The sequence below is a fragment of the Chitinophaga pinensis DSM 2588 genome (assembly GCF_000024005.1).
In the GTDB taxonomy this organism is placed as follows: domain Bacteria; phylum Bacteroidota; class Bacteroidia; order Chitinophagales; family Chitinophagaceae; genus Chitinophaga; species Chitinophaga pinensis.
The window spans coordinates 2827717-2853992 of sequence record NC_013132.1 but is presented as its reverse complement, the minus strand read 5'-3'; the positions used below and the strand labels follow the sequence as shown (position 1 = coordinate 2853992).

24 protein-coding genes are annotated in these 26276 nt (G+C 44.8%); 10 read left to right on the top strand and 14 right to left on the bottom strand.

Annotation, left to right across the window (positions count from 1 at the left end):
• The first annotated feature begins 328 nt into the window (after positions 1 to 328).
• The 4 genes from CPIN_RS11605 (at position 329) to CPIN_RS11590 (ending at position 4479) form a co-directional block, all read left to right on the top strand.
• The gene (locus CPIN_RS11605) at positions 329 to 1336 is read left to right on the top strand and encodes a helix-turn-helix domain-containing protein (RefSeq protein WP_012789986.1); all 1008 of its coding nucleotides are present in this window, start codon (positions 329 to 331) and stop codon (positions 1334 to 1336) included.
• A 203-nt stretch (positions 1337 to 1539) separates the two neighbouring features.
• Entirely contained in the window at positions 1540 to 2898 is a 1359-nt protein-coding gene (locus CPIN_RS11600; RefSeq protein WP_012789985.1) for an NAD-dependent succinate-semialdehyde dehydrogenase, read from the top strand.
• A gap of 48 nt (positions 2899 to 2946) precedes the next feature.
• Positions 2947 to 3888 carry a type I pantothenate kinase gene (gene coaA / locus CPIN_RS11595; RefSeq protein WP_012789984.1) on the top strand — a complete coding sequence of 314 codons (942 nt, stop codon included), beginning with the start codon at positions 2947 to 2949 and terminating at the stop codon, positions 3886 to 3888.
• Between the two features lie 15 nt (positions 3889 to 3903).
• Complete coding sequence (locus CPIN_RS11590; protein ID WP_012789983.1) at positions 3904 to 4479, top strand: Crp/Fnr family transcriptional regulator; 576 nt, start codon at positions 3904 to 3906, stop codon at positions 4477 to 4479.
• Here the strand turns inward: CPIN_RS11590 and CPIN_RS11585 are convergent.
• Positions 4472 to 4918 (bottom strand): DoxX family protein, encoded by a 447-nt coding sequence (locus tag CPIN_RS11585; protein ID WP_012789982.1) that lies wholly within the window; start codon positions 4916 to 4918, stop codon positions 4472 to 4474. The genes CPIN_RS11590 and CPIN_RS11585 overlap by 8 nt on opposite strands.
• A gap of 167 nt (positions 4919 to 5085) precedes the next feature.
• Between CPIN_RS11585 and CPIN_RS11580 the strand changes: the two genes are divergently transcribed.
• Both CPIN_RS11580 and CPIN_RS11575 read left to right on the top strand, forming a co-directional pair.
• Positions 5086 to 5619, top strand: a complete 534-nt coding sequence (locus CPIN_RS11580; RefSeq protein WP_012789981.1) for a YceI family protein — start codon at positions 5086 to 5088, stop codon at positions 5617 to 5619.
• 31 nt (positions 5620 to 5650) lie between these two features.
• The gene (locus tag CPIN_RS11575; RefSeq protein WP_148230547.1) at positions 5651 to 6022 is read left to right on the top strand and encodes a hypothetical protein; all 372 of its coding nucleotides are present in this window, start codon (positions 5651 to 5653) and stop codon (positions 6020 to 6022) included.
• 217 nt (positions 6023 to 6239) lie between these two features.
• Here CPIN_RS11575 and tssD read toward each other — a convergent pair whose 3' ends face one another.
• From tssD to CPIN_RS11550, 5 genes are all read right to left on the bottom strand, one after another.
• Positions 6240 to 6626, bottom strand: coding sequence for a type VI secretion system tube protein TssD (tssD, locus tag CPIN_RS11570; protein ID WP_012789979.1), 387 nt, complete (start codon positions 6624 to 6626; stop codon positions 6240 to 6242).
• A 114-nt stretch (positions 6627 to 6740) separates the two neighbouring features.
• Positions 6741 to 7253 carry a type VI secretion system TssO gene (gene tssO, locus CPIN_RS11565; protein ID WP_012789978.1) on the bottom strand — a complete coding sequence of 171 codons (513 nt, stop codon included), beginning with the start codon at positions 7251 to 7253 and terminating at the stop codon, positions 6741 to 6743.
• 22 nt (positions 7254 to 7275) lie between these two features.
• Positions 7276 to 8451: a hypothetical protein gene (locus CPIN_RS11560; protein WP_012789977.1), complete on the bottom strand. Its 1176-nt coding sequence runs from the start codon at positions 8449 to 8451 to the stop codon at positions 7276 to 7278.
• Between the two features lie 45 nt (positions 8452 to 8496).
• A complete protein-coding gene (locus CPIN_RS11555) occupies positions 8497 to 9357 on the bottom strand; it encodes a TssN family type VI secretion system protein (protein ID WP_012789976.1) in 861 nt (286 codons plus the stop codon).
• A 76-nt stretch (positions 9358 to 9433) separates the two neighbouring features.
• Positions 9434 to 10387, bottom strand: coding sequence for a type VI secretion system baseplate subunit TssG (locus tag CPIN_RS11550; RefSeq protein ID WP_012789975.1), 954 nt, complete (start codon positions 10385 to 10387; stop codon positions 9434 to 9436).
• Positions 10388 to 10620: 233 nt separating this feature from the next.
• On the opposite strand from CPIN_RS11550, the gene CPIN_RS11545 reads away from it, so the two are divergent.
• Genes CPIN_RS11545 through CPIN_RS11535 form a run of 3 tightly spaced genes read left to right on the top strand, consistent with a single transcriptional unit; the run spans position 10621 to position 13902 of the window.
• Positions 10621 to 11610: a PKD domain-containing protein gene (locus CPIN_RS11545; RefSeq protein WP_044218406.1), complete on the top strand. Its 990-nt coding sequence runs from the start codon at positions 10621 to 10623 to the stop codon at positions 11608 to 11610.
• An 18-nt stretch (positions 11611 to 11628) separates the two neighbouring features.
• Complete coding sequence (locus tag CPIN_RS11540; RefSeq protein WP_012789973.1) at positions 11629 to 12060, top strand: GPW/gp25 family protein; 432 nt, start codon at positions 11629 to 11631, stop codon at positions 12058 to 12060.
• 9 nt (positions 12061 to 12069) lie between these two features.
• Positions 12070 to 13902: a type VI secretion system baseplate subunit TssF gene (locus CPIN_RS11535; RefSeq protein WP_012789972.1), complete on the top strand. Its 1833-nt coding sequence runs from the start codon at positions 12070 to 12072 to the stop codon at positions 13900 to 13902.
• A 190-nt stretch (positions 13903 to 14092) separates the two neighbouring features.
• On the opposite strand, the gene CPIN_RS36560 is transcribed toward CPIN_RS11535, so the two are convergent.
• The 6 genes from CPIN_RS36560 to CPIN_RS11505 all read right to left on the bottom strand — a co-directional run bounded on the left by CPIN_RS36560 (position 14093) and on the right by CPIN_RS11505 (position 22044).
• Entirely contained in the window at positions 14093 to 15169 is a 1077-nt protein-coding gene (locus tag CPIN_RS36560) for a transglycosylase SLT domain-containing protein (protein WP_012789971.1), read from the bottom strand.
• 11 nt (positions 15170 to 15180) lie between these two features.
• The gene (locus tag CPIN_RS11525) at positions 15181 to 16068 is read right to left on the bottom strand and encodes a hypothetical protein (protein ID WP_012789970.1); all 888 of its coding nucleotides are present in this window, start codon (positions 16066 to 16068) and stop codon (positions 15181 to 15183) included.
• A gap of 87 nt (positions 16069 to 16155) precedes the next feature.
• The gene (locus tag CPIN_RS11520) at positions 16156 to 17532 is read right to left on the bottom strand and encodes a DUF5458 family protein (RefSeq protein ID WP_012789969.1); all 1377 of its coding nucleotides are present in this window, start codon (positions 17530 to 17532) and stop codon (positions 16156 to 16158) included.
• A gap of 185 nt (positions 17533 to 17717) precedes the next feature.
• Positions 17718 to 18164, bottom strand: coding sequence for a hypothetical protein (locus CPIN_RS11515; protein WP_012789968.1), 447 nt, complete (start codon positions 18162 to 18164; stop codon positions 17718 to 17720).
• A 56-nt stretch (positions 18165 to 18220) separates the two neighbouring features.
• Positions 18221 to 20671 carry an AAA family ATPase gene (locus tag CPIN_RS11510; protein WP_012789967.1) on the bottom strand — a complete coding sequence of 817 codons (2451 nt, stop codon included), beginning with the start codon at positions 20669 to 20671 and terminating at the stop codon, positions 18221 to 18223.
• A gap of 518 nt (positions 20672 to 21189) precedes the next feature.
• Positions 21190 to 22044, bottom strand: a complete 855-nt coding sequence (locus CPIN_RS11505; RefSeq protein WP_012789966.1) for a bifunctional helix-turn-helix domain-containing protein/methylated-DNA--[protein]-cysteine S-methyltransferase — start codon at positions 22042 to 22044, stop codon at positions 21190 to 21192.
• A 106-nt stretch (positions 22045 to 22150) separates the two neighbouring features.
• On the opposite strand from CPIN_RS11505, the gene CPIN_RS36555 reads away from it, so the two are divergent.
• Complete coding sequence (locus CPIN_RS36555; protein ID WP_012789965.1) at positions 22151 to 23083, top strand: helix-turn-helix domain-containing protein; 933 nt, start codon at positions 22151 to 22153, stop codon at positions 23081 to 23083.
• A 104-nt stretch (positions 23084 to 23187) separates the two neighbouring features.
• Here the strand turns inward: CPIN_RS36555 and CPIN_RS11495 are convergent, their stop codons facing one another.
• A complete protein-coding gene (locus CPIN_RS11495) occupies positions 23188 to 23760 on the bottom strand; it encodes a hypothetical protein (RefSeq protein WP_044221366.1) in 573 nt (190 codons plus the stop codon).
• A gap of 390 nt (positions 23761 to 24150) precedes the next feature.
• A complete protein-coding gene (locus CPIN_RS11490; RefSeq protein WP_012789963.1) occupies positions 24151 to 26268 on the bottom strand; it encodes a multicopper oxidase domain-containing protein in 2118 nt (705 codons plus the stop codon).
• Between the last annotated feature and the right edge of the window lie 8 nt (positions 26269 to 26276).

Sequence of the window (26276 nt, the reverse complement as noted above, 5' to 3'; positions counted from 1 at the left end):
AACGAGTCATTAACCTTTAAGCAAAAACTAAAAGATAACTTTATGCTCAGCTAGTAAACGCAGCCTCTAATTAAAGAGATCAACTATACGACGTCATTGTGATAGTTAAATTACTCGACATGTGATTTTCCACGTCATGTTATACCGTTAACAGGAGAATCCAGATACCCATTCCCTGGAAATCAACCGCCATGTTTTCCGGCACCTGCGCAGTAAATGGTCATGTCTGTTATTCTCTTCACCGCATAACATTACCGAATGTCTTATACAGGCGCAAGCCCGGCATAAACGATATGCCGTATTATCAATCAAAAAAACCAATCTAAAGATGTACCTCTTTTCAGCAGATTCCATTGAATTTTTCAGGGAGCTGCACTCCCCCTCAGATGTTCCTAAAAGATTTGCCAGCAAGATTATGCACCACTCCAGCAAAGTGCTACACGGCGACCAGCAAAAGACCATTTTTCTTCAACGCATCATCGCAGGCTTTTTTGAAATCTTTGAACACCATGTGGTGTGCAATGCGCAGGAAACGGAGATCCTGCCTACTCCCCTTACTCCCTCTCTGCATCTGCACGTTTCAATGGACGACAATGAAGTCGACGCCTACGTTAACGGACAACAGAGTGTTGATTTAAAACCCCGGGAAGTCAATCTCTTTTATCTGGAAGAGATCAATATCGCAGTTTTACCTCCAGGGAAACACTGCTTTTTCCACATTGCTTTTAAAAATGACACCTTATTCCGCCTGCTGAAAAAGAAGCCTTTTGCAGGACTCTACAACAAGTACCAGAAGAAAGTAAAACAGGTGGAGGAAGAAATGGGCGGCATGATTAACGAACCCGGTCAGGTGTCCATGGATGCCTATTTCATGATGCTCATACATGAAATCAGACAATGTAACTTCAACGAGGCCGCCAGCAGGTATTATCGCGAAAAGAAATGCCAGCTGATGCTGGAACATTTCATCCGGCAGATACTGTATATACGCGAGCCGAAAATAGAGCTGACCGACCAGAAAATACTGACGCTGGACTATGTAAAAGAATACGTCAAATTAAACATCAACAAGCCGGTAAATTTGAAGCAACTGGCAGGACAGTTCAACATCAGCACGAATCTGCTTGAAAAAGGCTTCCGGCAACTGAATGGTATTTCCCTGCGCAGTTTTATTCACATGTACCGCATGGAATTTATCACCAAACTGCTGGCTATAAAAGGTATGCCGCATGACAGTATCGCACGGCTTACAGGCTTCAGGAATTATGCTGCACTGAATGCCGCTTTCTACAAATACTTCGGTTGTAACGCGGAGGTTTTCCACGAACAATGTTAATATGCGATATATCGCTATCCAGATACCGGCAAGAATGAAAACGCTTTCTCTGTGAGAAAGCGTTTTTTTACAGCTACGACTCCGGTCATCACTGGTTTTCTCCTTATGACCAGCGGTATTCTCCCTAGGTCTTACAGAAACAGTACATTTACACCATTGCAGACGGCATACATGTTGTCAGTTATAAGATAAATTCTTTTCTTATGAGCACCTTTCAGAGCATCAACCCGTACAATCAGGAAACAATAGCTGAATATGCCGCTCATACGCAGGCAGACATACAACAAAGACTGGCGTGGGGGCACCAGGCATTCCGCCATATGGCGCATACCTCCCTGCAGGAGCGTTGTGACTGGATGCTGGCGCTGGCACAGTTACTCAAGACGAACGTAGATCAACACGCGGCCATTATCACCCGTGAAATGGGCAAAACACTGAAAGAAGCCAAAGCGGAGGTACTGAAATGCGCTACTACTGCCGAGTATTATGTGGAGCACATCGCTGAAATGCTGCAACCGAAACTGATCAGCACAGATGCGCAGCAGAGCTATGTATCTTATGAGCCCAAGGGGATTATCCTGGCGATTATGCCCTGGAACTTTCCTTACTGGCAGGTATTTCGTTTTGCGATTCCCAATCTGCTTGCCGGTAATTCCGGACTGCTCAAACATGCCAGCAATGTCAGCGGCTGCGCCCTGGCGATGGAAGACGTCTTTTTACAGGCAGGTTTCCCGGAAGGGGCCTTCCAGGCATTACTGGTCAATTCCAAACATATCGAACCCGTTATCGCCGACAGCCGCGTACAAGGTGTCACCCTGACAGGAAGTACCGCCGCCGGTATGAGTGTTGGTGCACTGGCAGGAAAATATATCAAGAAGTCTGTCCTGGAACTGGGCGGCAGCGATCCTTTCATCGTACTGAAAGACGCCAACCTGGAAGAAGCAGCCAGAACAGCGGTAAAAGCCCGTATGCAGAATGCCGGTCAGTCCTGTATCGCCGCTAAACGCTGGATTGTGGAAGAGGCAGTGGCAGAAGACTTTACGGATAAAGTCAGCCGTATCCTCCGGGAAATGAAACAGGGCGACCCTTTCAATGCGGCTACTGATATGGGTCCAATGGCACGTCCTGACCTGGCCGGCGAACTGGCCCAGCAATTACAGCAGAGTATTAACCAGGGCGCCCGACTGGAGCTCGGCGGTCAACAGGAATCGGCCAATTTCGCCCCTACCCTGCTGACAAACGTACAAAAAGGGATGACTGCCTTTGATGAAGAGACTTTCGGTCCGCTGGCCGTCATTACCAGGGCCAGAAATGAAGAACAGGCGATTGAACTGGCTAATCAGACGCCTTTCGGACTGGGTTCCTCCCTCTGGACAAGCGATCTTGACAAGGCTAAAAAGCTGGCCAGACAAATAGATAGCGGAAATGTGTTCATCAATGCCATGGTGCGCTCAGACGCCCGTTTGCCCTTTGGTGGCGTAAAACTGTCCGGTTACGGCAGAGAACTGTCCCTCGAAGGCACACATGAATTTTTGAATGTTAAAACGGTTTACATAGCTTAGCAGCCTGAAATTTACAGGTACAACAAGTAAACAGGCAACAAAATCTGCATGACGAGGAATAATTATGCTCCCTATATTACTATCAGCAGGGATGAATGGGCAAAAAGGAGTGACGATCCTATGTTACACTTACTGAATGATTTTGAAACCTTGCAGGGGTTGAACGAACCGCTGACAATGGAAGAAATCACCCAGATCTATGTACCCCTCTCCCGGTTGCTGAACCTTTATGTTAGCGGAGCACAACGCTTACACGCAGCCACAAACAGCTTTCTGGGCAGTCAGTTCCTGAAAGTACCTTTCATTATCGGCATTGCCGGTAGCGTAGCAGTGGGTAAAAGCACTACTGCCCGTGTATTGCAGCGCCTGTTATCTGCATGGCCCAATCACCCGAAAGTAGACCTGGTTACAACAGATGGTTTCCTCTACCCTAATAAGGTACTGGAACAAAAGGGCATCATGAACCGGAAAGGGTTTCCCGAAAGCTATGATATCCGCCGCCTGATACAATTCCTCGCCAATGTCAAATCTGCCAAGGAAAGAGTCTCTGTACCGGTATATAGTCACCTGGAATATGATATTCTGCCCAATGAATTAAAGTGGATAGAATCGCCTGATATCGTTATTGTAGAAGGTGTCAATGTACTACAGGTAAGACCCCGTCAGCAGCAGAAAGAACCGACTCTTTTCGTATCCGACTTCTTCGACTTCTCTATCTTTGTAGATGCGGAACTGGACGACTTACAGCAATGGTATATCTCCAGGTTCAAATCCCTGCGGCAAACTGCCTTCCGGAACCCGGAATCCTATTTCCACCGGTATGCACATCTCTCCGATGCCGAATCAGAAGTGATCGCTACTAATATCTGGAATGAGATCAATAAGCCAAATCTGGAACTGAATATCCTGCCTACCCGTTTCCGGGCCAGTCTGATACTGGAAAAAGGCAACCACCACTTCGTCCAGTCGCTGAAACTCAGAAGAATCTGATTTTAAATATTACATATGCCAGATATCCTTGCAATAAAGCAGGCGCTTTTACAGCTTGATAAGCATTCAGGAAATAGCTGGCACTTATTTGAGCCGTTACTGCAACCCATGGAGTGTAATAACGGCTCTTTTCTTGCCCATGCAGGCAGGGTCTCTTCCGCCATCTATTTTATCAGTTCCGGTATCGTACGGGTCTTTACCCTACACCAGGATAAGGAAGTATGCCTCGATTTCGCATTTCCGGGGCAGTTTTCGACCGCTTACGCCTCCTTTATTACACAGAGCCCTTCCATCGTGTCATTGCAGGCTATAACGCCTGTAAATGGCTTTGCTTTCTATTATAAAGATCTGCAGGAGCTGTATAGTAAAAGTCATGATGCGGAAAGGACCGGTCGTTTACTGGCAGAATACCAATATCTGCGTAAATATCGCCGGGAACTGGCTTTTTTGCAACTCACTGCACGTGAACGATATATACAGCTGCTGGAGGAATATCCGCAGGTAGTACAGCAGATCCCTGTGAAGTACATAGCCTCCTACCTGGGGATTGAACCCGAAAGCCTCAGCAGGATTCGCAAAGGGCTTACCTGACACACCACCATATCCACGCTATATATACCGGCTGAAAGGCCAGGCGACTCCAGGTATACCAGGGCTTAGCGGGTAATCCGCCGGGAGCAGGTAACTGTTTTACCGCTACATAGATATTTGCCGGAAACATCATGATCAGTAAGAGGATCAGTCCCCAGGCCGCATATATTCTCGCTGCCGGCACCAGCAACCCTATTCCGAATACGATTTCAAGTACGCCGCTGATCAGTACCAGCTCCAATGCATAGGGCAACCAACCTTCGATCATATAGGTCAGTTTACGGGGCGTCGCCAGGTGCATCACCCCTATCATTACAAACATCACGGCCGCAGCAATCATAGCGTCATTGTGCAGCTGCTGTAACCAGGTAATACTGAACAGATGTCCTGTCAGTAATAGTAATAAGCCTATTGTTAAAAGTCCGGATAAAAATGCCATCACCTTGATTTTTATACAAAGTTCCCTGAAATGAGTACCCGGCGGACTAACATTTGTTAGCTTTTACCAGGGCCACTTATTAACATTAATTTATAGGTATTCTTTTTGCAGCAAAGCATTTATCATATTACTTTTGAAACCAGTCATTTACATAAATGAACCTTACAATGAAAAGAGTACTCTATCCATTAGCATTTGCGCTTGTACTATTCGCTTCTGCCTTCACATTCGTTTCCTCCCAGAACTGGAAGATCGCAGAAGGATATTCTATTAAATTTTCCGGTTCAGGCGCCAACGGCATATTCAAAGATCTGAAAGGACAGGTTGTATTCGATGAGAAAAATCCGGCTGCTTCCAAATTCGATGTGACAATTGCTGTAAGTTCCATCAACACCGGTAACGGCTTAAAAAACACACATGCAAAAGGTGGCAAATGGTTTGATGCCTCCAAGTTTCCTACCATCCACTTTGTATCTTCTAAAGTCACCAAAACTGCAACAGGTTATGATGCACAGGGTGAACTGGAAATGCACGGTGTGAAAAAACCTTTTACAATTCCTTTTACATTTGCAAAGAATGGTAATGGCGGTACCTTCACGGGCAACTTCGATGTGAACCGTGTAGATTTTGGTATCGGTGAAGCAGGCGGCAGAGTGGATGATGTATTCAAACTGCAGGTAAGCGTACCTGTTACACAATAAGCATTGTCATTGCATGTTTAAAAGATATTTTTTGGCAGGAATAGCAGCAGGCATCCTTTCGGGGCTTGCTGCTTTTTTTTACCACCGCATATACACGGAGGTGGTGGAAGTCAGCTTTGCACGTCTTGTATCTCCGCAAAGTATATTCAGCGCCTGTCTCTTCGCCGATATGCTGATCGCTTTATTTTGTTATACGATCCGTTCCTTCTTTAAAAAGGATATGGAGATATTGACAAGTATACTGGTTGCAGGTTCTACGCTATTGAGTATGATTATTCCTTTTATGGTGAGCCTTCCGCTGGATATGGAAAAACCAGAATTATTTCCGGGCCTGGTCATACCCATGCAGCTCCTTCCGGCACTTGCCTGGTTTGTAGTAAAACCCTTTTCAATTAGGAATTAGGTATAATTGCCTACCACAAAAAGTAATAGACACTTCGCCCTAAAGTGTCTATTACTTTTTATGAAGACCTGAGTTCATTAATTCTTAATTCCTAATTCTTAATTCCTAATTCTCCACTCTCTCCTGCGCCTATAACCTCGACGATTATATGCACCAAAAAGCCCCCGCTTTCGCGAGGGCTCTGGTACAATTACGTTCAGTTAACAAATTATACCAATCAAACCCATTCGTTAATATGGGTGCCACTGCCCATACTTAATTCACGGGCTGAAATGGTGAATGAAACGCTCATCGGGTTTTTGTCGTCAGCGTCAAAAGACTCTTCAAACTTTACCAGATAGCCTTCTTTGAAGGATAATTGTTTCAACTGAGCATCAGAGTCTCTCTTGTAGAAAGTAATGGTACCATCTTTTCTTTCAAAGTTGTTTACCATCCATTCAAAGAGATCTGTTTCTCCTGTTGATTCAACAATTAAACGGATTCTGCCACCACGTGTGATTGCCGAAGGGCGACCGGTAGCGTCTACTTCTTGGGTGAGGTCATAGCTGCAGTGTTTTACCACCAATTTTTTGCCAGCTACTTCAAACACTGATTTGAAGGACATGGGTTAAATGTTTAAGGTTTGCAATAAAGAATTAACAAAAATGAGCTATTTATTTATGTAGTTATTTATGCCGTCAAATTTAACGTAATCCTTTAAGACAACCAAAAATTTAACTCATCTTGATCGCATCATTTGTCTGTTATAATCAAGCTCATTACGCGTTGTTTCCAGCTCGCGGTTGAGATCGGCAATCTTCTCTTTCAGCTCTGCTATTGTCTGCTGGGCGTTCTGCAATCCTCTCATTTGTTGCTTGCCCTGTTGAATAGACAAAAGATTCTGAATGATGTTATTGTACAGTCCGTAGTGCGTTACTGATTCTTTCGGAATACTGTTACGCATTGTAACAAGATCCTGCGCTACTACCTGGTCCATATAATTTGCATTCTGATTGGGCAGATTAATAGAGTCCAGATTATTTTTCACCTTGTCCATCCTTTGCAGAAAATCTCCTTGAAACGCCTGCTCCTGGCGGAATGAAGTCAACTGTTTACGCAGATCGTCATTCTCTTTTGCAGGCACCTGATAGTTAAAAAATATGGCCAGTACGAACAGACCAACTGAAACGACAAAGAAAAGAAGGAACCAAAGAAATGCAGCTGTTCTCTCCTGTTTGTTTAGTACACGCATGTATTATAGTGTTATAAATAAATCAATCTGTGAAAAACCATCTTTTGGTTTTATGCTTGCGCAGGTATTCAGAATCTTCCGCAGATTCTTCCTTGACAAAGATGCCCTTGTCCGTTTTGCTGCCGATGTAATCCAGTCTGCTGAGACTTTCAAACAGTTTACTGATCGCACGTACGAAAGGTATCATAGGCTCCAGACATTCTCTTACATCTGTATGCTTATAACGTATATTCGAACAGTTCACCATCAGTGTTTCCAGTTCTCCCTGTCTCAGTTCACACCATTCTGAAAGATAATTCAGCAGTTCTTCCTTACCTGTATGCGCTCGTAAGTCGATGGCGTTTTTCATGGTTCTGGACAATCCTGCTACTACTTCCAGCATCTCTGCGGGCGACTGATACAATCCTAACCAGCGGAACTGTGAGATACGCGTACCGAGGTATTGCACCATTCTTTCCGTGATGTACAATACCACCTGCGCCAGATCATTGTTCTGGTTTTTACCATAGATTTTCTGCACGATCTGTACACCATGCAATTCCAGGTAACCGAGGAACTGGTCCAGTTCCTGATGCAGATCCGCCAGTGCAGGATGCGCTGATACAAGACTGGTAGGTGGGATATAATCATCATCCAGCTGCGGACGTCCATCCTTCACGGTAATACGTCCCAGTATCATCTGATAGGCGCCTAACTGGCCCTGTGGCATCTGTGATGCAGGTTGTATGAACAACTCATATTCCGGCGTAGCATTTGGCAAACGTGGCGGATCTTCGTGCAACAGCGGTTCACCACTTGGCTGACGGTCAAATGGATCCACCTGTATCAGAATGTAGTAAGCAGCTTCTGTATGCTGCGGATCCCACCAGTAAGATATTTCAGGAAATGTAGTTGCATACTTCAAAGAATGTACGGTATGTTCCGGGATCTCGATGCGTGCTCCTCCAGGCGTTACTGCACGGCACTCTGTAAGTTTGACGCGCCACTGATGCTGATTATCTGTTACGAACCAGCAGCGAAGGGATTCCTTACTCTCTGCTTTAGCCGGCAATAGTCCATAGTTCTGCGCATGCAAACCGCTGGATATAGCATCCCGGATCTGATCAAGCATTGCATTTTCAGTTTCAATGAAATGCTGCTTCTTAATTTTCATTCCATCCACCCAGTTGACGGGAAAATATTTGAGCGGTTCTGCCATGGGATGATTGTTTAGTCAAAAAAGATTGTTTACTTGTATGAGGGATTAATTGTTACTCAGCATAACCCTGTTACAGATGATCACACTATTTTCCTGCATTCCGTTCATGAAAACAGGCTTTTCGGGATCAAGTGTACGCGCTATGCCCAGCCATTTTGATTTCAGGTGAAACACCCACCCATAAGGCTGCCCGTTCTTATCGAGTACATCTATCGGTGTATTGGGGTAACGGTCGTTATAGTCATTCACAAAGTGATAAAACAGGTCGCCCAGGTCCATTTTAATGGGGGTACGAGCCCTGAAATAAGTACGATCCTGATCCTTGGTATTCTTCTCTAATTCGAAGCCGATTACGATCAGATCTTTCATATCATCTTCATTCACTTCCGGCTGCTCATGATACGCTGGATATTGCCACCATTTATGCACTTTCGCAGGAATAGCCATCATCTTTTCGAAGGTCTTGTATACAAAAGTGGGCAAGGCAAAAGCCAGGAAACAGGTCAGCATGGGATAATACAAAAAGTCACCTTTGGTGAAAAGGAACTGTACCAGCATAAAGCCCACGCCCCCAAACAGATAAATGGCCACAATAAAGGCCAGTTCTGAGGTCAGGGTACGCTCATTAGCCCAGAAACGGGTATACATGATGTGGCAGTGTGCTATCCCCAATCCGAGGAACCACACCTGGTAAAACAAATATTGGCTGACCAGATTCTGATGGGTAAACAGAAAAGGTATCGAGCTGATCACAGCAAATACAAGCGTGAGCAGGAACAGATACCACAATGCCTTTTTCTTATATAGGGTAAAGTTTTTAATATAACGACTCAGCAGTCCCACGATAAGAGCGCCTACCGCCATGATAGCGGCTAATACAAGATAAATTTTTGCTTTAAGTATCATAAGTTTTCCAATTGGGGAAAAGGGTTAAAACAGTCTATAGAGCCAACATCAGATGCAAAAATAGTTCCATTTAATGCTATAGGAAAAAATTATATCCCATTAATCCTTCCTTATGGCGGCTATCGTTTACAACTACTTGTTTTTCATCCGGATGTGGCTCCAGTAAAGTTTCGGCTTCAACATCCGCCGGCAAAAGAAAGCCCAGGCAGGTTTCCAGTAATTTACCATACGGTTGCCAGGACAGGAAATCGTATACCCGGCGATGTTGCAGAGGACCTACTTTCACAATGACTCTAGGCATATCGGTATAAAAAAGACTTCCTGTCATCGTATCCACCCCCAGCCTGCATTCTCCGAGGCCGGTTTGTATACCTGAGGATACGGCAACAGGTCCGTTTTCACATGTAATGGCTACTGGTTCGTCCAGTATCGCCTGCAGGTATAACTGCACCAAAGGCAGGTTGCCTGCTATACGATGAATATACGGTAATAACCTGATAAGTTTATTCACCGGTTCTTTGGGTAATCCATCCGGAATGCCCCAGAAAGATAAAAATAATTCATCTGCATCCTTTCCCAGTGCATCAAATAACAGGTGCTTCTCTCTCTGCTCTAAAAATACACGTTGCAGGAAAAATTCATGCTCCAGCGGACGGAAGAATTTACGGGCCTCCTGTTCCTCTTGCTGGTGCTTTTTGTAGTTAGCTACCATTTCGCTGACTTCCTGCTGTTTCTGGGCCGTAAACTCGTGAAAAAGGCCTTCCGGTAACCGGTCATACAGGCCGTCACGGGAGAGTGTTAAAGTAATGAAAGGATGATATGGCTGTGAATCATCTAATTGTGCATCTAAGATATCTTTATTGAAAGCTCTTGTAAAAACGTTCTGCATCTGTACGGCTACTTCCGACTCCTGCACATCATTGTCCAGCAGTTCTCCCACAACAACTTCTGCGCGTACGTCATAATGGAGACGACGTATGTGATCGATCACTTCTTCGAGCACTGCGGCTTTTTGGGCATTATTTACCATCAACGGGTTAAAATTTAGGTTTTTCGATTAATCAGGGTTCTTCTTCAGGCTTTCAACCGACACAGCAATTAACTAAAAAATTGAAATACGAATGTAGGTTGTTTAGTCATTTATGTAAAAAAATATTTAAAATTGCATAAATTGAAAAACCCATGACCCCGCGCAAGACCCAAAATGAGCGTAAAGTAAGTACGTATAGACCCTTTAGCAAGATTACAAGCCACATTGACCCAATGGTGTTGTATACATTCCTGTCTTTACTGGTAATCAGCATCGTTTTGCTGGCATTCCAGGCATCTAATAGAGAAGTATGTACAGACGCTGCCATTGTGTTAGCCAGCCAGCAACGTGCGGGTAAATCCACCACATTTACAGCTGGTGAAGTCATCACTTTCAGAGCCGATCTCAAAGGCGGCGGCGTGGCCGGCGTCAACTGGGATTTCGGAGATTCTACCGCCTCAGCTCCGGGTGTACAGGTATATCATGCTTTCAGTAAAGCGGGCATTTACACTGTTATCCTCCATCGCGGAAAGTGCGACTGGCGACAGGAAGTGATCGTTATCAATGCTGCTCCCGAAAGAGCGCCTGATACCCGTGGCGATATCTACCCGGTGATCGAAGGTCCGGAAGAAGTCTTCATCGGCCGTCCCGTAACCTTCACCAACCATACGCCCGGCGCCACCAGCTGGTCCTGGCAGTTACTCCAGCCTAATGCGGAAGTGCATTCCGGCAATTCTGTAAAATATACCTTCGGCTCTCCTGGTGAACGGATTCTGTCCCTGATCGTAAACGGAGACAGCAGTAAAATGGTGACCAAACGTATCTCGGTCTTTGATGCGGCTCCTCAACGCCCCAGAAATGACCATTTTGACCCCATTCCTTTCCCTGAAGACCCTAAACCGGTCGATCCTAACGCGGGTGCTGCTCCGGTGCCGGATAAGCCTAAAACACCGTCTGTTTCTGATGATGAATTTAAGTTCTTCCTTACACAAGTTGTAGACAAACAAAAAAGCGCCTCCGATTTCTCCCCCTACCTCTGCGATAACATGAACGCAAGGGTGCTGCTGAACGATAAAGACACTGACACTTTTGCACATTTTTGTTCCCGCATCAGGGGTAAGAAGCGTTTCAAAATTGAGCTTGTCAACCTCATCAAGGACCAGAATGGTTGTGTGAAAGAAATCAGGGTAAGATATGACAGGAAATTCCTTGGTATATTCTAATCACGTCAGACGAATGATATGAAGAAAGAGTATTATAAACTGCCGCTTGACTTTTCCCGGATCCTGCAAAAAAAGGACCTTCCTGACTGCAACCTGGAAGACTCCGTAGCCCAACATATACAACTGCTCATTACAACCGTACTTGGGGAAAACAAAGACGATCCCCAGTACGGTTGCCGGATATGGGATTTCGACTTTGACATCCGGGCTTCCAACAACGAAGTTAAGGAACAGGTGGAACTCTCCGTAAAAAGTGCCATCGTGCGTTATGAACAACGTATCACGCAGGTAAGGGTTTCTGCCATGGTCAGCCAGGAAGAACTGAACGGCATCAGCGCCAAAAAAGTCAAGAAAAAGATACGGGTGACTATCACCGGTACCCTGGCCCGCAATAAAACTCCATTCCATTACAGCAGCTTCTTTTATGTAAGTCCGCTGTCGTACGATTAAACCTATGTCATGCCAAGAGAACAAAAAGAAAGGATAAAAGACCGGATGCTCAAAACGGCCGCCCGACTCTGGGGATATCCGGATGCAGAAGTGGAATCTTCTTTTGATCCCATTGTACAACTCCTGCTGGAAGCCTGTTCCAGTGAACTTGAAAAAATATCAGGCGAAGTAGATGTGTCTCATGCAAGACTGGTAGAAAGACTGGCGCAGATCATGATGCCGGAACCCATCACCAGCAGTCAGCCTGCTTACGGTGTATTACATGCCGGCAGTAATGAACCATCTACCGTGATAGATGCAGAACACCAGCTGTTCTATACTTCAAAAAGCGGCTTCAATTCAAAAGACCTTTTCTTCATGCCCCTGACCAGGCATCGCCTGTTCCGCGGACAGGTCAAATATATGGCCATCGGCAACCGTCTTTTTGAAACGCGTGATCACTGGTTTAAAGAACAGATTCTGCAGGGTAATCTGCAGGCTGATACCCCGCCCAATCATTTATGGATAGGTCTGTCCCTGGAAGGCAGTCCTTCCTCAATTGAAGAAATGTCCTTTTTCTTTGACCTCAGAAACGTTCATCAGCAGGAGATGTTTTACTACTATCTCCCACTGGCGCGCTTCTATCTCAATGATACGGAACTGACCATAAAAAGTGGCTATAGCCAGAGCCAGGACGCCGCTGCTGAAGATGTTGATAATATCATGCATCCTGCCTTTGATACCAACACCCGTTACAGCCAGCAGATCCTGCACCGTTTCCGCCATCAGTTTCTGACCATCAGTAAACACACCTCGCTTCCGCTGCAATCACCTGCACCGGAAACGTTGCAACATATATTCGGAGCCGCATTCAATAAAATCCAGCCCAATACACACTGGATCAGAATTGAATTCCCTGAAACTATCCGGCATACATTACTGGAAGATCTTTTCTGCAACATCAATTGCTTCCCTGTCGTCAATAAACGCGTCAATGAACAGTCACAGCGCCTGAACCGTTATCTCAACATCATGCCGCTGCATACTGCTGATATCTACTTTGATGTTAAACGTGTACATGATACCAGCGGAACCGACTATCATGTACGTAACTTCACGACAGCCGGAGAAATGCAGGAAGGCGAACTGGTTGTGCGTAGCAGCGGTATCGGCAGATTTGATACCCGCGAGGCAAAAGAAATCATCGCCTACCTCATTGAAGTGATCCGTGATGAAAGTTCGCTTTTTGAAGAAGTACGTAACGACTATGTCGCCAACCGCATCCGTGAATTACATCAGCTGATTGCCTCCCTGGAAGAACAATTACAACCCAGCGTCAATCGTGGTAACATTCCATACCTAATGGTGAAACCACGCGAGGAGGCTGATTTCCTGTTTATAGAGTTCTTTACCACAAATGGTAGTGTAGCGAATAATATCCGTATGGGCACGCGTTTGCAGGAGTATGGCAGCGTACAGTTACAACCGGGTTCTATCACGCTTCTTTCCAATACACAGGGTGGTAAAGACCGTCTCAGCATCGACGAAAAAGTAAACCTTTACCGTTATCACCTGCTTAGCCGGGACCGTGTAGTAACACCGGAAGATATCAAAGCGCTCTGCCGTTATGTGGTTGGTAATGAACTACGCAATGTAAGTGTTGCCAAAGGTGTTTCTGTATTACCCGGCGCTACGGAAGGATATACCAGAACACTGGATATCAGGTTAACATTATCGCAACCTACAACTGCTTATGCGGCGGTGAACCTCGTGTATCTCAAAGATGAATTATTATCACAGCTGAAGGAGCGTTCAGCCAACAATTATCCTTACAGAATCTATATGAATGAGGTGTTGATGTGAGAAGGAATTAAGAATTAAGAATTAAGAATTAAGAATTAAGAATTAAGAATTGAAATGCAGCGAATACCGCAGCAAAGTATTACAAAGACAAGAGGCGTCCGCTTAATGTGGACGCCTCTTGTCTTATAAAACGACGGTTAATGTAATTCTTAATTCCTAATTCTTAATTCCTAATTCCCCCAACCTCCCCCTATATCTTCAACAACCTCACATCCCGCCCTGCCTTCAAGGCATCAGCCGGCACTCCTTTCTTTCCACCTGCATCACATAAAGTAATCGTATTTCCAAAACCAAGATCTACATAAATACGATTACTGACGATCCAGCCGCGACCTGAAATCTTTGTATTCTTACGGATATACACACCATTGGCCTGTAAGTCATCCAGTAGTAGAACACTGATCAGCTGACCATCTTCAAACGTATTATTCTTCTGCAGTTTCGCGGCGAAAGCAGCACTTGCTACCGGTAGTTTGCCACGGGTTTTCGTATCGACTGTAATACGGATAGATTTAAAATCCCCTGAGTTATTTTCCACTTGTTTATTCGCTGCTTCTCCCGGCTGACGTATACTGGAAGCCGGTGTGGAAAACACAGACATATTTGCATTGCCTTTGTTGAAAACATTGTATCCAAAGCCTGGCATATATAATTCAGGGCTTTCAAACAGCTGCTTGATAGCAATGATCTTATAGATATACTGTGCAGTTTCATCATTCAGCACCAGCTGATAGTAATCACTACTCCCCTGTCTTTTCATATTACGGGAAATATTACCTGCGCCTGCATTATATGCTGCTGCCGCCAATGTCCAGGAGTGCAGCTGACTATATAATTGTTGCAGATAACGACAGGCGGCATGTGTTGATTTCAGCAGATGATTACGTTCATCATTGTCATATCTTACTTCCAGTCCCATAGCTGCTGCGGTTTCAGGCATAAATTGCCATACGCCCTGTGCGCCTACAGCAGAGGTGGCATTGGTAAAACCACTCTCTACTACAGGCAGGTACTTAAAATCTTCTGGTATATTATACTGATGCAGTATGGGAATGATCACAGGGAAATAGATGTCCGTCTTCGCCTTCAATACCGGCAGAAAATTGCGGTACTTCAGATGCCCCTTGATGACGTCCATTAATTTGTAGGAAACGAAATCGCGCTCCATAGGCACGAATTCCCCGCAGAAATTCACCTGCTGGGCGCTGCCTGTCAATGGGCATAGCCAGAGACTGACAACAAACAATATTTTGAGTTGGATACGCACGATGGTACGTGTTATTTACTGATCATATATTTTGGCAAAGCGCTGACAGGTGTGTATAACACAATCTGATTCTTATTCGCTTTATTATACATTACCAGGATAATTTCATCATTCTTTTTAAAATCACGGGCAGCTGCTACAAACACAATCCCTTCATCCGCTTTTCCTGCTATAGCTTCTGTTCCTTTACGGTACAATACCGGCATCGTAAACAGTGATGCGGTATCCTGTTTCGTTTTATGCATCAGCGACACTTTACTGATCACAAATGGTTCACCTGAACGGTTCCTGACATGATAACTGAAATAAACCAGATTGTTCAGGCTCATAGCCTGTGAATAAGTAAGGGTAATACCATCAGCAGTTGTTTCATACTGATGACCGCCTTTGCGTTGTTTACGAAAATCTTCTGCAATATTGCCCACAGTCACGGTATCAATACCAGCTGCAACTGCCGGATCTTCCTGTGCTGTTTCTTCGGCTTCATTACTGTCCCCCGTGGTAGCGGCAGTACCACCACTGCTGCCGGCGCCTGTACCTGTGCTGCCGGTATTTTTAGCTGATCCGCTGGCAGACAGGGTATATTTCAACCTGGATAATTCTGCTCTTTCACGGAAAGCCAGTATCATGTAATGTATATTATCTCCTTCGCGGATCACCAGGTTGGTGGGCCTTGGATTGGCCACTACCGGCCGGATAAATACAACATTACCGTCTACAATGCGATAATCATAGTCTGCGTTCTTGCCATCTCCGATCTGAAAAGTGGTAATTGCGGATCCACAGGTAATAAGGGTGACAGCGCCTTTAGTTGTAATAATGCTATCTGTCTGTGACTGCCCCAGTGCATTGCACCATGACAATAAAAAACAGAAGGCGCCTGCTAAGACATACTTCATCTGATAATCTTTTCCTTTCTTGAAATTTTTTAGTGATGAAAACAGTGGGCTGACCATCCATCATGATCAGCCCCCGCTGTTTTAATATTATGCTTTATCCTGCTCGTATTCAGTATCCCATTCTGTCGCATCTTCCCCTTTATGTCCTTCCATTTTGATCAGGAAGTTCTTAGCCGGGAAGTATGGTTTCAGGTGAATATTGAGGTGGATACGATCTTTTTGTATAGGATCCTGTTCAAATCTGCGTACGTTAAAGTCCTCTATCAGTTTATCAGGACCGGTAATGCTGTCAAGGAACCGGATAATCTGTTTCATCAGATCTTTACGGGTGTTGGCATTGAAATTTTCAAATGCACGGCGGTTCAGGAAGTCCATCAACACCTTCGTCACGTAGTCGAATACACGTACTACGGAATAAGTCTGCAAACCGATATTATCACCGTTAAACAAAGTCTTTGCACTAAACGCCATTACTTTTCCATATTCCTTTACCATGGGTATCAGCCCCATTTTCTCCAGACCTGCAATTTCGCTCTTCTTCAGTTCAAATTTCACACCGTCTACTTCATTCATACCACCGAATTTCTTACCGGCAGTTACCTGTGACATCAGTGTTTTATATACTTTACCAGCCAGTGCGCCTGATGGTGGTATGTACAGGTTATCCTGTTCGTTAATTTCATCAAACTTACCACGACCTACCAGCCAGTTACAGGTCATCATAACATTAGACCTGTGTATTTCACCGCCGGTGAGGTTAGCCAGTTCAAACATTTCCATCACATCATCTGGTGCATCCAGGTGAGAGAAGTCTGTAATGAGCATCGTCTTATTTTCATAAGCGATCTTCGCCCATTTTTCCAGTACTTTGTTTGAACCAAGATAGCCTGGAATAACCAGCAGACTATAGTTATCACGCAGGTCCAGACGATCGTAGTTGCTCACTAATTCCTGGTGTATGGCATCGATGAAACGGGTGTTGTCCAGGTCTTTCAGCTGGTCCTGTTCCACGTTGATAAAAGCCACATTCTTTACCTTATCTGACTCGGTATTTTTGAAGAACAAAGCCACATTACGGTAAGACTGTTCCAGTTCACGGGTAGCTTCTACCGCTTCTCCGAGGTTGCTATTCAATACGCGCTCTGACTGTTCTGAATGTTCAGTACAGAAGCTCACCATATCAGGTAGATCCTGCGCTTCGGTCAGAACTTTTTCCCAGAGTTCGAGTGTTTTTTTCAGCTTATCGCGTTCACCTTTTTTGGTGCTTTCTGTAAGAAATATATTACGACGTGCTTTACGATCGGGGTTCAGGTTTTGTACACCTTCGATCGCACCTTCAAGCAGGTCAAAACCACCAAATTTGGCCAGTATATCTATATTCTCCTGTAGAGAAGAAGCAGTTTGTTGGGAGGGCGCATTCTGCAGCTGGTCCTGCTGCTCCTGCTGTTTTTGTAATTCAGCCATAAGACTTGTTCAATTAGGAATTAGGAATTAAGAATTAAGAATTGGTCTTACATGTTTCAATTGAGAATTAATGGACTTATCAGTCTTTAAGCATTCACCACCGGATGATAAATGGATCAGGCGTTGCACTTTAATTCTTATTTATTAATTATTAATTCTTAATTCTAAGATGATTTCTTCTTCAATCATTTCTTTTCAAGATCAGCCACCAGTGATCTTATCGATTCCAGCAGGGCCTGTCGGGCAGCAGGATCGGCAAGAGCAGCTTTCAGCACCTTATTTGTTTTAAGGTGTTTCATGATTTTCAAATACTGTTCTTTTTCTGTGGCAAGGTTGTCGAGGAATGTACTCTGTGCGGTAATTCCTTTAATACCGAAGTCGCCCAGGTTGTGGAATTCCAGGTTTTCCGGAACAGTACGTCCTTCTGCATCATGAAACAGCATGTTTACAGCCGGTTTGTAATGTTCAAATACTCCTTCTACAGTGGTAAGTCCCTGCACGATTTCCGGTTTAACAGGCGTTTGCTGGGTCAACTTTTCAGCAAACAGGGTCCGGTTATGAGAGATCTCAACAATGGCTTCATTGGCGTCGAGTTTCACCTCATTACCACCAATCCCGTAATTGTCATTCATATCAATTGGTTTTTACAACAATAAATGTTCTATGGTTCTTCTGTCAGTTCGCCTGATCATCCCTGCGCGCCGGCTTGCCATTGTAGCTCACCCTGAGCGTCAATATCCAGTTTAACGGTCGTATGGGGCTGCAGACTGCCTTCAATGATCATTCGTGACAAGGGCTTTCTCAGTCTGCTCCGGATCACTTCTTTCAATGGACGTGCGCCATATAACGGCGAATACCCTTCTGCTGCCAGCTTTTCTCTTGCGGCGACAGAAACGTCGAGGGTTATTTGCTGCTGCGTTAACAATTGCAGCAGATGTTTTAAATGGATATCAAAAATCTTCACGACATTTTCCTGCTGAATGGGACCAAATGGAACGATCTCTGTCAGCCTGCCCAGAAATTCGGGTCTGAAATTTCTGGCCATAATCTCCATCAGTTGTTGCGAGGCGGGGATCACTCCCTGTCTGAATGACTGGGCGATCACATCACTACCGATGTTGGATGTAAACAGGATCAGGGCATTTGAAAAATCACCGGTTTTACCCAGGCGGTCATGCAATTTGCCCTCGTCCATTATCTGGAGGAAAATATCGAATACTGATGGATGCGCTTTTTCGATTTCGTCAAACAATACTACGGCATAAGGTTGCTGGCGGATTTTATTTACCAGCAGGCCCCCTTCTTCATATCCCACGTAGCCCGGCGGAGCGCCATATAGTAATGCCGCCGAGTGTTCTTCTTTAAATTCGGACATGTCAAATCTGATCATGCACCGTTCATCCTGGAACAAGAAGTCTGCCAAAGATTTCGCTAATTCCGTTTTCCCGGTTCCGGTCGGCCCCAGGAAGAAAAATGAGCCTATTGGCTGTCCTGGTCTGCTGAGACCGGAACGTGATTCCAGGATGGCTTCGGAGACTGTTTTAAGGGCATGATCCTGCCCCACCACTCTCTTCCGCAATTCGAGGTCCATATTCACCAGGCGCTCACGTTCGCCTGACTGGATCTTACCCAATGGAATACCGGTACTTTCCGCAATCATCGTGGCCAGGTCGATACCTGTCACGGCGACGTGCTGTGTTTCTACCAATGGTTCCAGCTGCGCAATGATATCGAGCAAAGCTGTTTTCAGGGCAGCTTCATTGTCAATTTTGTAAATGTCCTGCTGTGGTTGCAGACGTGTAGTGACCAATGCACTATAACGCTGCATACATTGCTGATACCACCAGCGCAGTTCTTCCCGGCTATCACCTGCCGCTTCCAGTTTTGCTTTCAGATCATCCAGTGTAATCTTTCCGGTATCCTGGGTGGTACGGATGGCGGCCAGTGTACGGTCCAGCAGGTTCACAGCGCTATCCGGTAAACTTCTTTCCTTCAGATAACGGCGTGACAGTTTAATCGCTTCACTGATCACTTCCGGCGCTACTTTTAAGTTATAGTAGCTTTCATAATCCGGCATTACTGCCTGTATCATACGGGCAGCTGTTGCTTCATCCGGCTCTGCCAGTTGCACTACTTCAAAACAGTGACGCAGCAGGCCATCCGGCTCTATCAGTTTACGGAAACCTTCCGGAGTACTGGTAGCAATAAGTGTGATATCGCCCTTGTTCATCGCTGCTTTCAGTACATTGCCGATGCCTCCCGCAGATCCCGGCTGTTTATCCAGCAGGGTGTGCAGATTGTCGATGAACAGTACATGGCGACCAGCTTCCTGCAATTGTGACATGATCTGTTGCAATCTGTCTTCCAGCTCATTTTTATACGCAGCTCCTGCTATGAATGCACCATAATCCAGTGCATAGATATCGGTTTGCTGCAATTGCAAAGGTGCTTGTTTTTGCAAAATAGCGCTTGCCAGTGCATCTGCCAGTGCGGTTTTACCCACGCCGCCTTCTCCCGTGATAAGAATACTGGAACGTCCTTTACGGGTCAGTATTTCCATCATCGTACGCACTTCCGCATCGCGGCCAGCCAGTGCATGTTTCGCCTGGAGTCGCTGCGGATCTGTGAGTTTATAAATATATTTCTGTGCGACGCTTTTGCCGGTGACGATGGTCGTCTTGGGCGCTGCGCCGTTACTATCTTTCTTGTTGAAATGCGAGAGTAATTGAGCCCGCTGCAAAGGAAATGTTTTCAGTTGCTCGAAAGAGAAGCCTACCCCAGGCGTGCTGATAGCAACAAGTACGCACCAGGCGTCAGCTGCATCGAGATCGTATTCCAGTCTTACGGCATCTGCTTCCTGCAGCACATTCGCTGCATATTCGTCTGCGTCCGGCTGTTCTGGTAAACGGCCTGCTTTCGGGACACTATCCAGTCTTACCTCTGCCCATTCTTCCAGGTAATAAGTATCGATGTTCATTGCCTGTAGCTGCGGCGTTATTCCGACTTCCTTGTGCAGACATGCCAGCAATAAGTGGGCAGGCGTATAATTAGCATGGTGATGTTCTTTGGCCAGTGCCTGTGCAATGCGAATAGCAGATTGCACCTCAGGAGCATATATGGTATATGTAGTCAGGGTCATTTGGGCGGTCCAAGGTTTTTCAGTTAACAGTTTAAAGGGTTAAATATTACATGGTTCTGTATGCAAATGTAATATCGGGTTTTTATTAATTGTAGTAAAGATACTGCTAAAATGTATATGAAATATTTATTACGCCCGAAGGGTAGATAGTGCAGTACCGGAGGAGAGGTGGAGATAAGGTGGACTTGATCAGTATATATAACTGTTCCTCAATCATTTAGACCGGATGTAAAATAGACATTTTACCAGCATTCCTATAGCAGTGCGGGTGCTCTTTTTGCGGTAGCTGAAGACTCTAAACAAAGAAAAAAGAAGGATTAAGATTATCTCTTATTTGTAAGTATTGGGGTATACAGGTATAACAGGGAATAGTTATAAAAATGTGAATTTTACCTTCGAAATATTTACTAATTCTTCGATGTATCTCCCTATTACACCGCAATTACGCCGTTATCTCTTCGTTCATGAACGGAGAGATAACGGCGTAATTACGGTGTAATAGCGATGTAATGGGACGTTCAAGCCTTGTCAAACGGAGCACTCTTTGCCGCTTCCCAGCCAATCATCGCCATTTTACGCGTACTTCCCCAGTGATATTCACCAAATTCACCATTTGAACGGATTACCCGGTGACAGGGGATAAGAAAAGCAACCGGATTATTACCTATAGCCGTACCGACTGCCTGATAGGCCCGGTCCGCTTTGGCGGCTATCGCTACTTGTCCGTAAGTAGAGAGATCGCCCATGGGGATCTGTAAAAGCGCTTCCCAGACCTTTAACTGAAACGGGGTGCCTTTCAGGTGCAATTTCACTTTTCCCAGGGTACTCCAATCCTGGGTGAAGAAATACAGGGCGTTCTGCTGGATCATATCCAGTACCTGTGTATAACGAGCGTTAGGAAACTGTTCCTGTAACTCCCGAAAGGCCAGATCCCGGTTTTCTCCAAATGCGAGATAACAAAGCCCCTTAGGAGTAGCCGCCAGAATAAGTGGACCAAACGGGCTTTCTGCAAAACTGTAATTGATCGACAAAGCTTCTCCCCCGTTTTTGTACTCTCCCGGTGTCATGCCTTCTATTTTCATAAAAAGATCATGTAGCCTGCCGGTACCTGAGAGACCGGTTTCTATGGCAGTATCAAAAAGGGAAGTTTGCTTCTCTTTTAACAGTGTTTTGGCGTACTCAACGCTCAGATACTGGGTGAATTTCTTCGGACTTACCCCTGCCCACTCCGTAAACATACGTTGAAAATGGTAGGGGCTGAGGTAAACATTCTCCGCAATTTCCTCGAGTGAGGGCTGCTTTTTGAAGTTCTCCTTCAGGTAGTCAATTGCGTTGGCGATACGCTCATAATCAGTCAATTCCTGTGTAGTCATATCTATTTCATTTACAATACAAAAGTAGCCGTTCGACTTTATGACTTAAACCCGGTTCTTGCGGAGTTCTTTACACTGATTTTTACCGTAATTTTGCACCCTGATTATGAACACGAACCTGCCAATATTCGATATACCGTCCACGATACGTTATTATCTGTCACTTGACAAACCGGTGACACAAAGTTTCGGGATGGATAAATACGATGAGTTGCTGCACCCTGACAATTTTGCTGTACTGAGCAATGAGGGGAGCGTAAAAAGTGGCGCGCCTATCAGGACCGATCACTATGCTATTATTTTATGTATCCGCGGCACCTGCCAGAAAACGATCGGCGCCTTTACGTTTGACGTAGGTCCGAAATCACTGCACATCGTATCGCCTAAACATATTACCTCATTTGACAATGCTTCTGACGACCTCCTGTTATACATGGTCATGTTCAAGAAGGAATTTATTACCGACAGTTTTATCAAGCAAAGTGCGCTTGATCCGCTGATCGATCTGAATCCTTCCTGCGCACCGGTATACACCTTGTCAGATGTTCATTTCCAGAAAACAAAACAACTGTTCGAAAGAATAGACCGCGAGTACAGGGAAGGTAGTCCTTTTTTCCTGCAGATCGTACGTCTGCAGGTCGTAGAACTCTTGTATGAAGTGAACCGTGCATTTGAGAAATGTCAGGAGAGCAGACCGAACCACCAGTTAACAAGACAATATTCCACCTTCATCAATTTTCGTGATATGGTGGAAGAACATTTCCTGGATAAACGAACGGTACAGGAATATGCGGATATGTTACATATCTCCGCAAAACACCTGAGTGAGATTGTGAAACAGGAAACCGGCAAAAATGCCTTACAGGTAATTCACAGTCGCCTGTACCTGGAAGCGAAATTATTACTGACGACTTCCTCTCTCAGCGTAAAGGAAATCTCGGACCAGCTAAACTTCGATACCAGTTCACATTTCAGTCGTTTCTTTAAGAAGTTTGCCGACGAAAACCCTTCTGATTTCAAGAAGTTATCTGTCGCTTAATTTTATCTTTCCATCGCATAAAATACAATAGGGCCTTCCAAAAGGAAGGCCCTACTTCGTTTGATTATAAACCCCTTAAACAATTATGTCCTATCTTACTGTACTTATTTCAAGCCAAATGTGTAAGCAACTCTCAAACCTATCAGATTAGCCGCATCGCCGCCATCTACAAATTTTGAATTGCCATCGAATTTAACACCAGCATCCAGGTAATTTCCTTTACCCAATGGGATCAGATAACCGATCTGTGGGCTATAGGTGAATGCCGCTGTTTTGTTGCCAATCGGACCGTTGGTGATAAAGTTTACACCGGCCTGGCCCTCTACATACAGATTATTGTGCTGGAATGGATAATACCTTAACCCTGCTTTTACGGGAATCCACTGCAAATCATCCAAACCAGGGATATCATCTGCGAATACATTTGCAAATCCTGCATTCAGGTTTACATATAAAGTCTTCTTGATGATAGCATAATCTGCCTGTACGGAACCGCCTAAGGACCATTTATAATAGTCACTGAAACTTCCAACCGGTATTCCTGCTTCCGGACCAACACTCAGAGAGAATGATGGTCTCTGTGAATCACTATTTCCTTTCGTTTGTGCCTTTACGCCTACTGCTACTGCTAATAATAATGCTAATGTAGTTACGCCTGCCTTAATTGTCTTTTTCATCGTCTTTCGTTTTAAATCTTTTCTGTTAATCTTATATTCTGTCTTTATTAGTCTTTTGTTGATTCTTTTATATCGCAGCTGCTGTATAAATCTGATGACACAAAAGTAGCTCGCAAACAGTTGCTGGTCAATGCCAATTTCACGGAAAAAATATCCAATTTCTCCGATGCCAATATTTTCTTTAGACAAGCCGAAAAATTGGTTTCTTAAACCGAAATATTGGTTTTTCATATAACCTTTCGAGGTGTTACATTTGTGTCACGAAACACGAAAAAAAATAATTACAGTAATAAACAGTTGTAGGTTTAGGTAGAAACGGGTGTAATCATACACCCGTTCGTTTTTTTATATACCCTATAACTTGTGCTGCAGAAAGAAATGCGCTGCTTATCAATAGGTAATTGTTATACCAGCGCCCAGTCCCATATCACTGTCGTAGTGTGAGGAGAGCGAGAAATACTTCGTCATAATATACCTGAAACCGGCCATGTACTCTTTGTCCGTATTCGCCATAAAATTGAAACGTAATCTGCGGGTGATAGGCACATCTTCCCTGCTTAACTGAAAGCGTAATCGCCCATCGGTATCAACGGATGCATCGGCAATGATCAGCATCGGTAAAGTATATTCCAGACCTGCATGTAATACATTACGGCGGTTCCTGGTACTGACCTGTCCGAACAGATTCTTCTCCGGTTCATGCATACGGCGGTAACGCATATCCCATCCTATGTAAGGAAACAGCCATTGCATCTGTCCGAGATAGCGCCCGAAATGGCTTTCCGTTTCATAACCATTCTCTCCGTTATATCCTGCGCGCCATTCCGTCTGAAAACGGTACCGTGTATTGGCAAATACGATTTCACCATCACTGCTGTTACTTTCCAGACCAATCCTGGCAGCAGCATGGATCTTACGATCATCTGCATAAATCTTGCGGATCGCTTTCTTAGGATCAGGAATTTCCGGATTAGGCGGAGATTCCTGGTAACTGAAAATACGTCCCATACCACTCATCATGTGATAGAGAATATGACAGTGGAAAAACCAGTCGCCACTTTCCGTAGCGGCAAATTCCAATGTATCTGTCTCCATCGGCATTATATCCAGCGTATTCTTTAACGGGGAATATTCACCTTGTCCATTCAGTACACGAAAGAAGTGCCCGTGCAGGTGCATCGGATGCCGCATCATCGTACCATTGTAAAGTACGATACGCACATTCTCTCCTTTTTTAATAAGAATCTTATCTGATTCAGAAACCGTTTTATTATTGATCGTCCATACGTAACGATTCATATTGCCTGTCAGATTGAAATGTAATTCCTTCACAGCGCCTTCCGGTAAAGTGGTTTTCACAGGCGATTTCAGCATGGCATAATTCAATGTCACACCCGGATCTTCGGGATACATTACCGCATTCATATCCATCTGCTGCAAGCTCATTGACATACCCATATCATTCATCTGGCCATTCATCTTCATCATGTCATTCATCATCTTCATGCCATCAAAATATCTGAGGCGTGGTAAAGGTTCGGCTTTCTGCTGCGGACCATTTCCCAGAAAGACGGAAGTAGCACGCGTACGGTCTTCCGCAGTGGCAAGAAATTCATAACTGCTGTCCGCAGGAATATCCACCTCTACATCATATGTCTCCGCAACACCTACAATAAGACGATCTACAATCACCGGTTCGACATCCATCCCATCATTGGCCACAACGGTAATTTTTCCACCGGCATATTTCAACCAGAAATAAGTAGAAGAACTACCATTAACTACGCGCAATCTTACCTTATCTCCTTTCCTGAATTGTGTTTGTACTTCTACCGGTTTACCATTACTGAATAACTGATCGTAGTATACATCACTGACATCCATGGCCAGCATGCGTTTCCACTCGTTCGTCACTTTGGTGGAAAAACGACCGGCTTTAATAGCTTCTGTATAACTCTGCACGCTGTTCTTTCTTACTGCATACCAGTCGGTCGCCATGTGCAAAGACCGGTCTACCTGGGCCGGATTTTCATTTGTCCAGTCGCTCAGCAACAACGTATGTTCCAGCTGGGTGGGTGCATTTCTTTTTTTGATAATAAAGGCGCCATACATCCCGCTCTGCTCCTGAAACATAGTGTGAGAATGGTACCAATAGGTACCATTCTGCACAAGCAGAAATTTATAGAGATGCGTTTCTCCGGCCTTGATGGGTGCAGTTGTAAGATAGGACACCCCATCATAGCGATTGGGCAGTATCAGCCCATGCCAGTGTACGGATGTTTCCATATCCATTTTATTGTGCACATAGATCTCAGCGGTATCACCTTCTGTGAAGGTTAATACCGGCGCAGGAATACCACCATTAATCACCATTGCATGTATCATTTTACCATGATTGTGCATCATGGAATCGGAGACATACAGGTCATAACGAACGGTGTGGGGCGCCTGGGAGAAAGCAAAGTAATACGACAGTAATACGATTACTGTTAACAGAAAACGTTTCATGTTGAATA

Excerpts from the sequence above, each read along its gene's own strand:
- CPIN_RS11555 (WP_012789976.1), bottom strand. The coding sequence starts at position 9,357 with ATGATACTTAAAGCAAAAATTTATCTTGTATTAGCCGCTATCATGGCG.
- CPIN_RS11520 (WP_012789969.1), bottom strand. The coding sequence starts at position 17,532 with ATGGCTGAATTACAAAAACAGCAGGAGCAGCAGGACCAGCTGCAGAAT.
- coaA (WP_012789984.1), top strand. The coding sequence starts at position 2,947 with ATGACGAGGAATAATTATGCTCCCTATATTACTATCAGCAGGGATGAA.
- tssO (WP_012789978.1), bottom strand. The coding sequence starts at position 7,253 with ATGCGTGTACTAAACAAACAGGAGAGAACAGCTGCATTTCTTTGGTTC.
- CPIN_RS11585 (WP_012789982.1), bottom strand. The coding sequence starts at position 4,918 with ATGGCATTTTTATCCGGACTTTTAACAATAGGCTTATTACTATTACTG.
- CPIN_RS11605 (WP_012789986.1), top strand. The coding sequence starts at position 329 with ATGTACCTCTTTTCAGCAGATTCCATTGAATTTTTCAGGGAGCTGCAC.
- CPIN_RS11510 (WP_012789967.1), bottom strand. The coding sequence starts at position 20,671 with ATGACCCTGACTACATATACCATATATGCTCCTGAGGTGCAATCTGCT.
- CPIN_RS11590 (WP_012789983.1), top strand. The coding sequence starts at position 3,904 with ATGCCAGATATCCTTGCAATAAAGCAGGCGCTTTTACAGCTTGATAAG.
- tssD (WP_012789979.1), bottom strand. The coding sequence starts at position 6,626 with ATGTCCTTCAAATCAGTGTTTGAAGTAGCTGGCAAAAAATTGGTGGTA.
- CPIN_RS11525 (WP_012789970.1), bottom strand. The coding sequence starts at position 16,068 with ATGAAGTATGTCTTAGCAGGCGCCTTCTGTTTTTTATTGTCATGGTGC.
- CPIN_RS11515 (WP_012789968.1), bottom strand. The coding sequence starts at position 18,164 with ATGAATGACAATTACGGGATTGGTGGTAATGAGGTGAAACTCGACGCC.
- CPIN_RS11550 (WP_012789975.1), bottom strand. The coding sequence starts at position 10,387 with ATGGTAAATAATGCCCAAAAAGCCGCAGTGCTCGAAGAAGTGATCGAT.
- CPIN_RS11580 (WP_012789981.1), top strand. The coding sequence starts at position 5,086 with ATGAAAAGAGTACTCTATCCATTAGCATTTGCGCTTGTACTATTCGCT.
- CPIN_RS11495 (WP_044221366.1), bottom strand. The coding sequence starts at position 23,760 with ATGAAAAAGACAATTAAGGCAGGCGTAACTACATTAGCATTATTATTA.
- CPIN_RS11540 (WP_012789973.1), top strand. The coding sequence starts at position 11,629 with ATGAAGAAAGAGTATTATAAACTGCCGCTTGACTTTTCCCGGATCCTG.
- CPIN_RS36555 (WP_012789965.1), top strand. The coding sequence starts at position 22,151 with ATGAACACGAACCTGCCAATATTCGATATACCGTCCACGATACGTTAT.
- CPIN_RS11535 (WP_012789972.1), top strand. The coding sequence starts at position 12,070 with ATGCCAAGAGAACAAAAAGAAAGGATAAAAGACCGGATGCTCAAAACG.
- CPIN_RS11560 (WP_012789977.1), bottom strand. The coding sequence starts at position 8,451 with ATGGCAGAACCGCTCAAATATTTTCCCGTCAACTGGGTGGATGGAATG.
- CPIN_RS11490 (WP_012789963.1), bottom strand. The coding sequence starts at position 26,268 with ATGAAACGTTTTCTGTTAACAGTAATCGTATTACTGTCGTATTACTTT.
- CPIN_RS11545 (WP_044218406.1), top strand. The coding sequence starts at position 10,621 with ATGGTGTTGTATACATTCCTGTCTTTACTGGTAATCAGCATCGTTTTG.
- CPIN_RS11600 (WP_012789985.1), top strand. The coding sequence starts at position 1,540 with ATGAGCACCTTTCAGAGCATCAACCCGTACAATCAGGAAACAATAGCT.
- CPIN_RS11505 (WP_012789966.1), bottom strand. The coding sequence starts at position 22,044 with ATGACTACACAGGAATTGACTGATTATGAGCGTATCGCCAACGCAATT.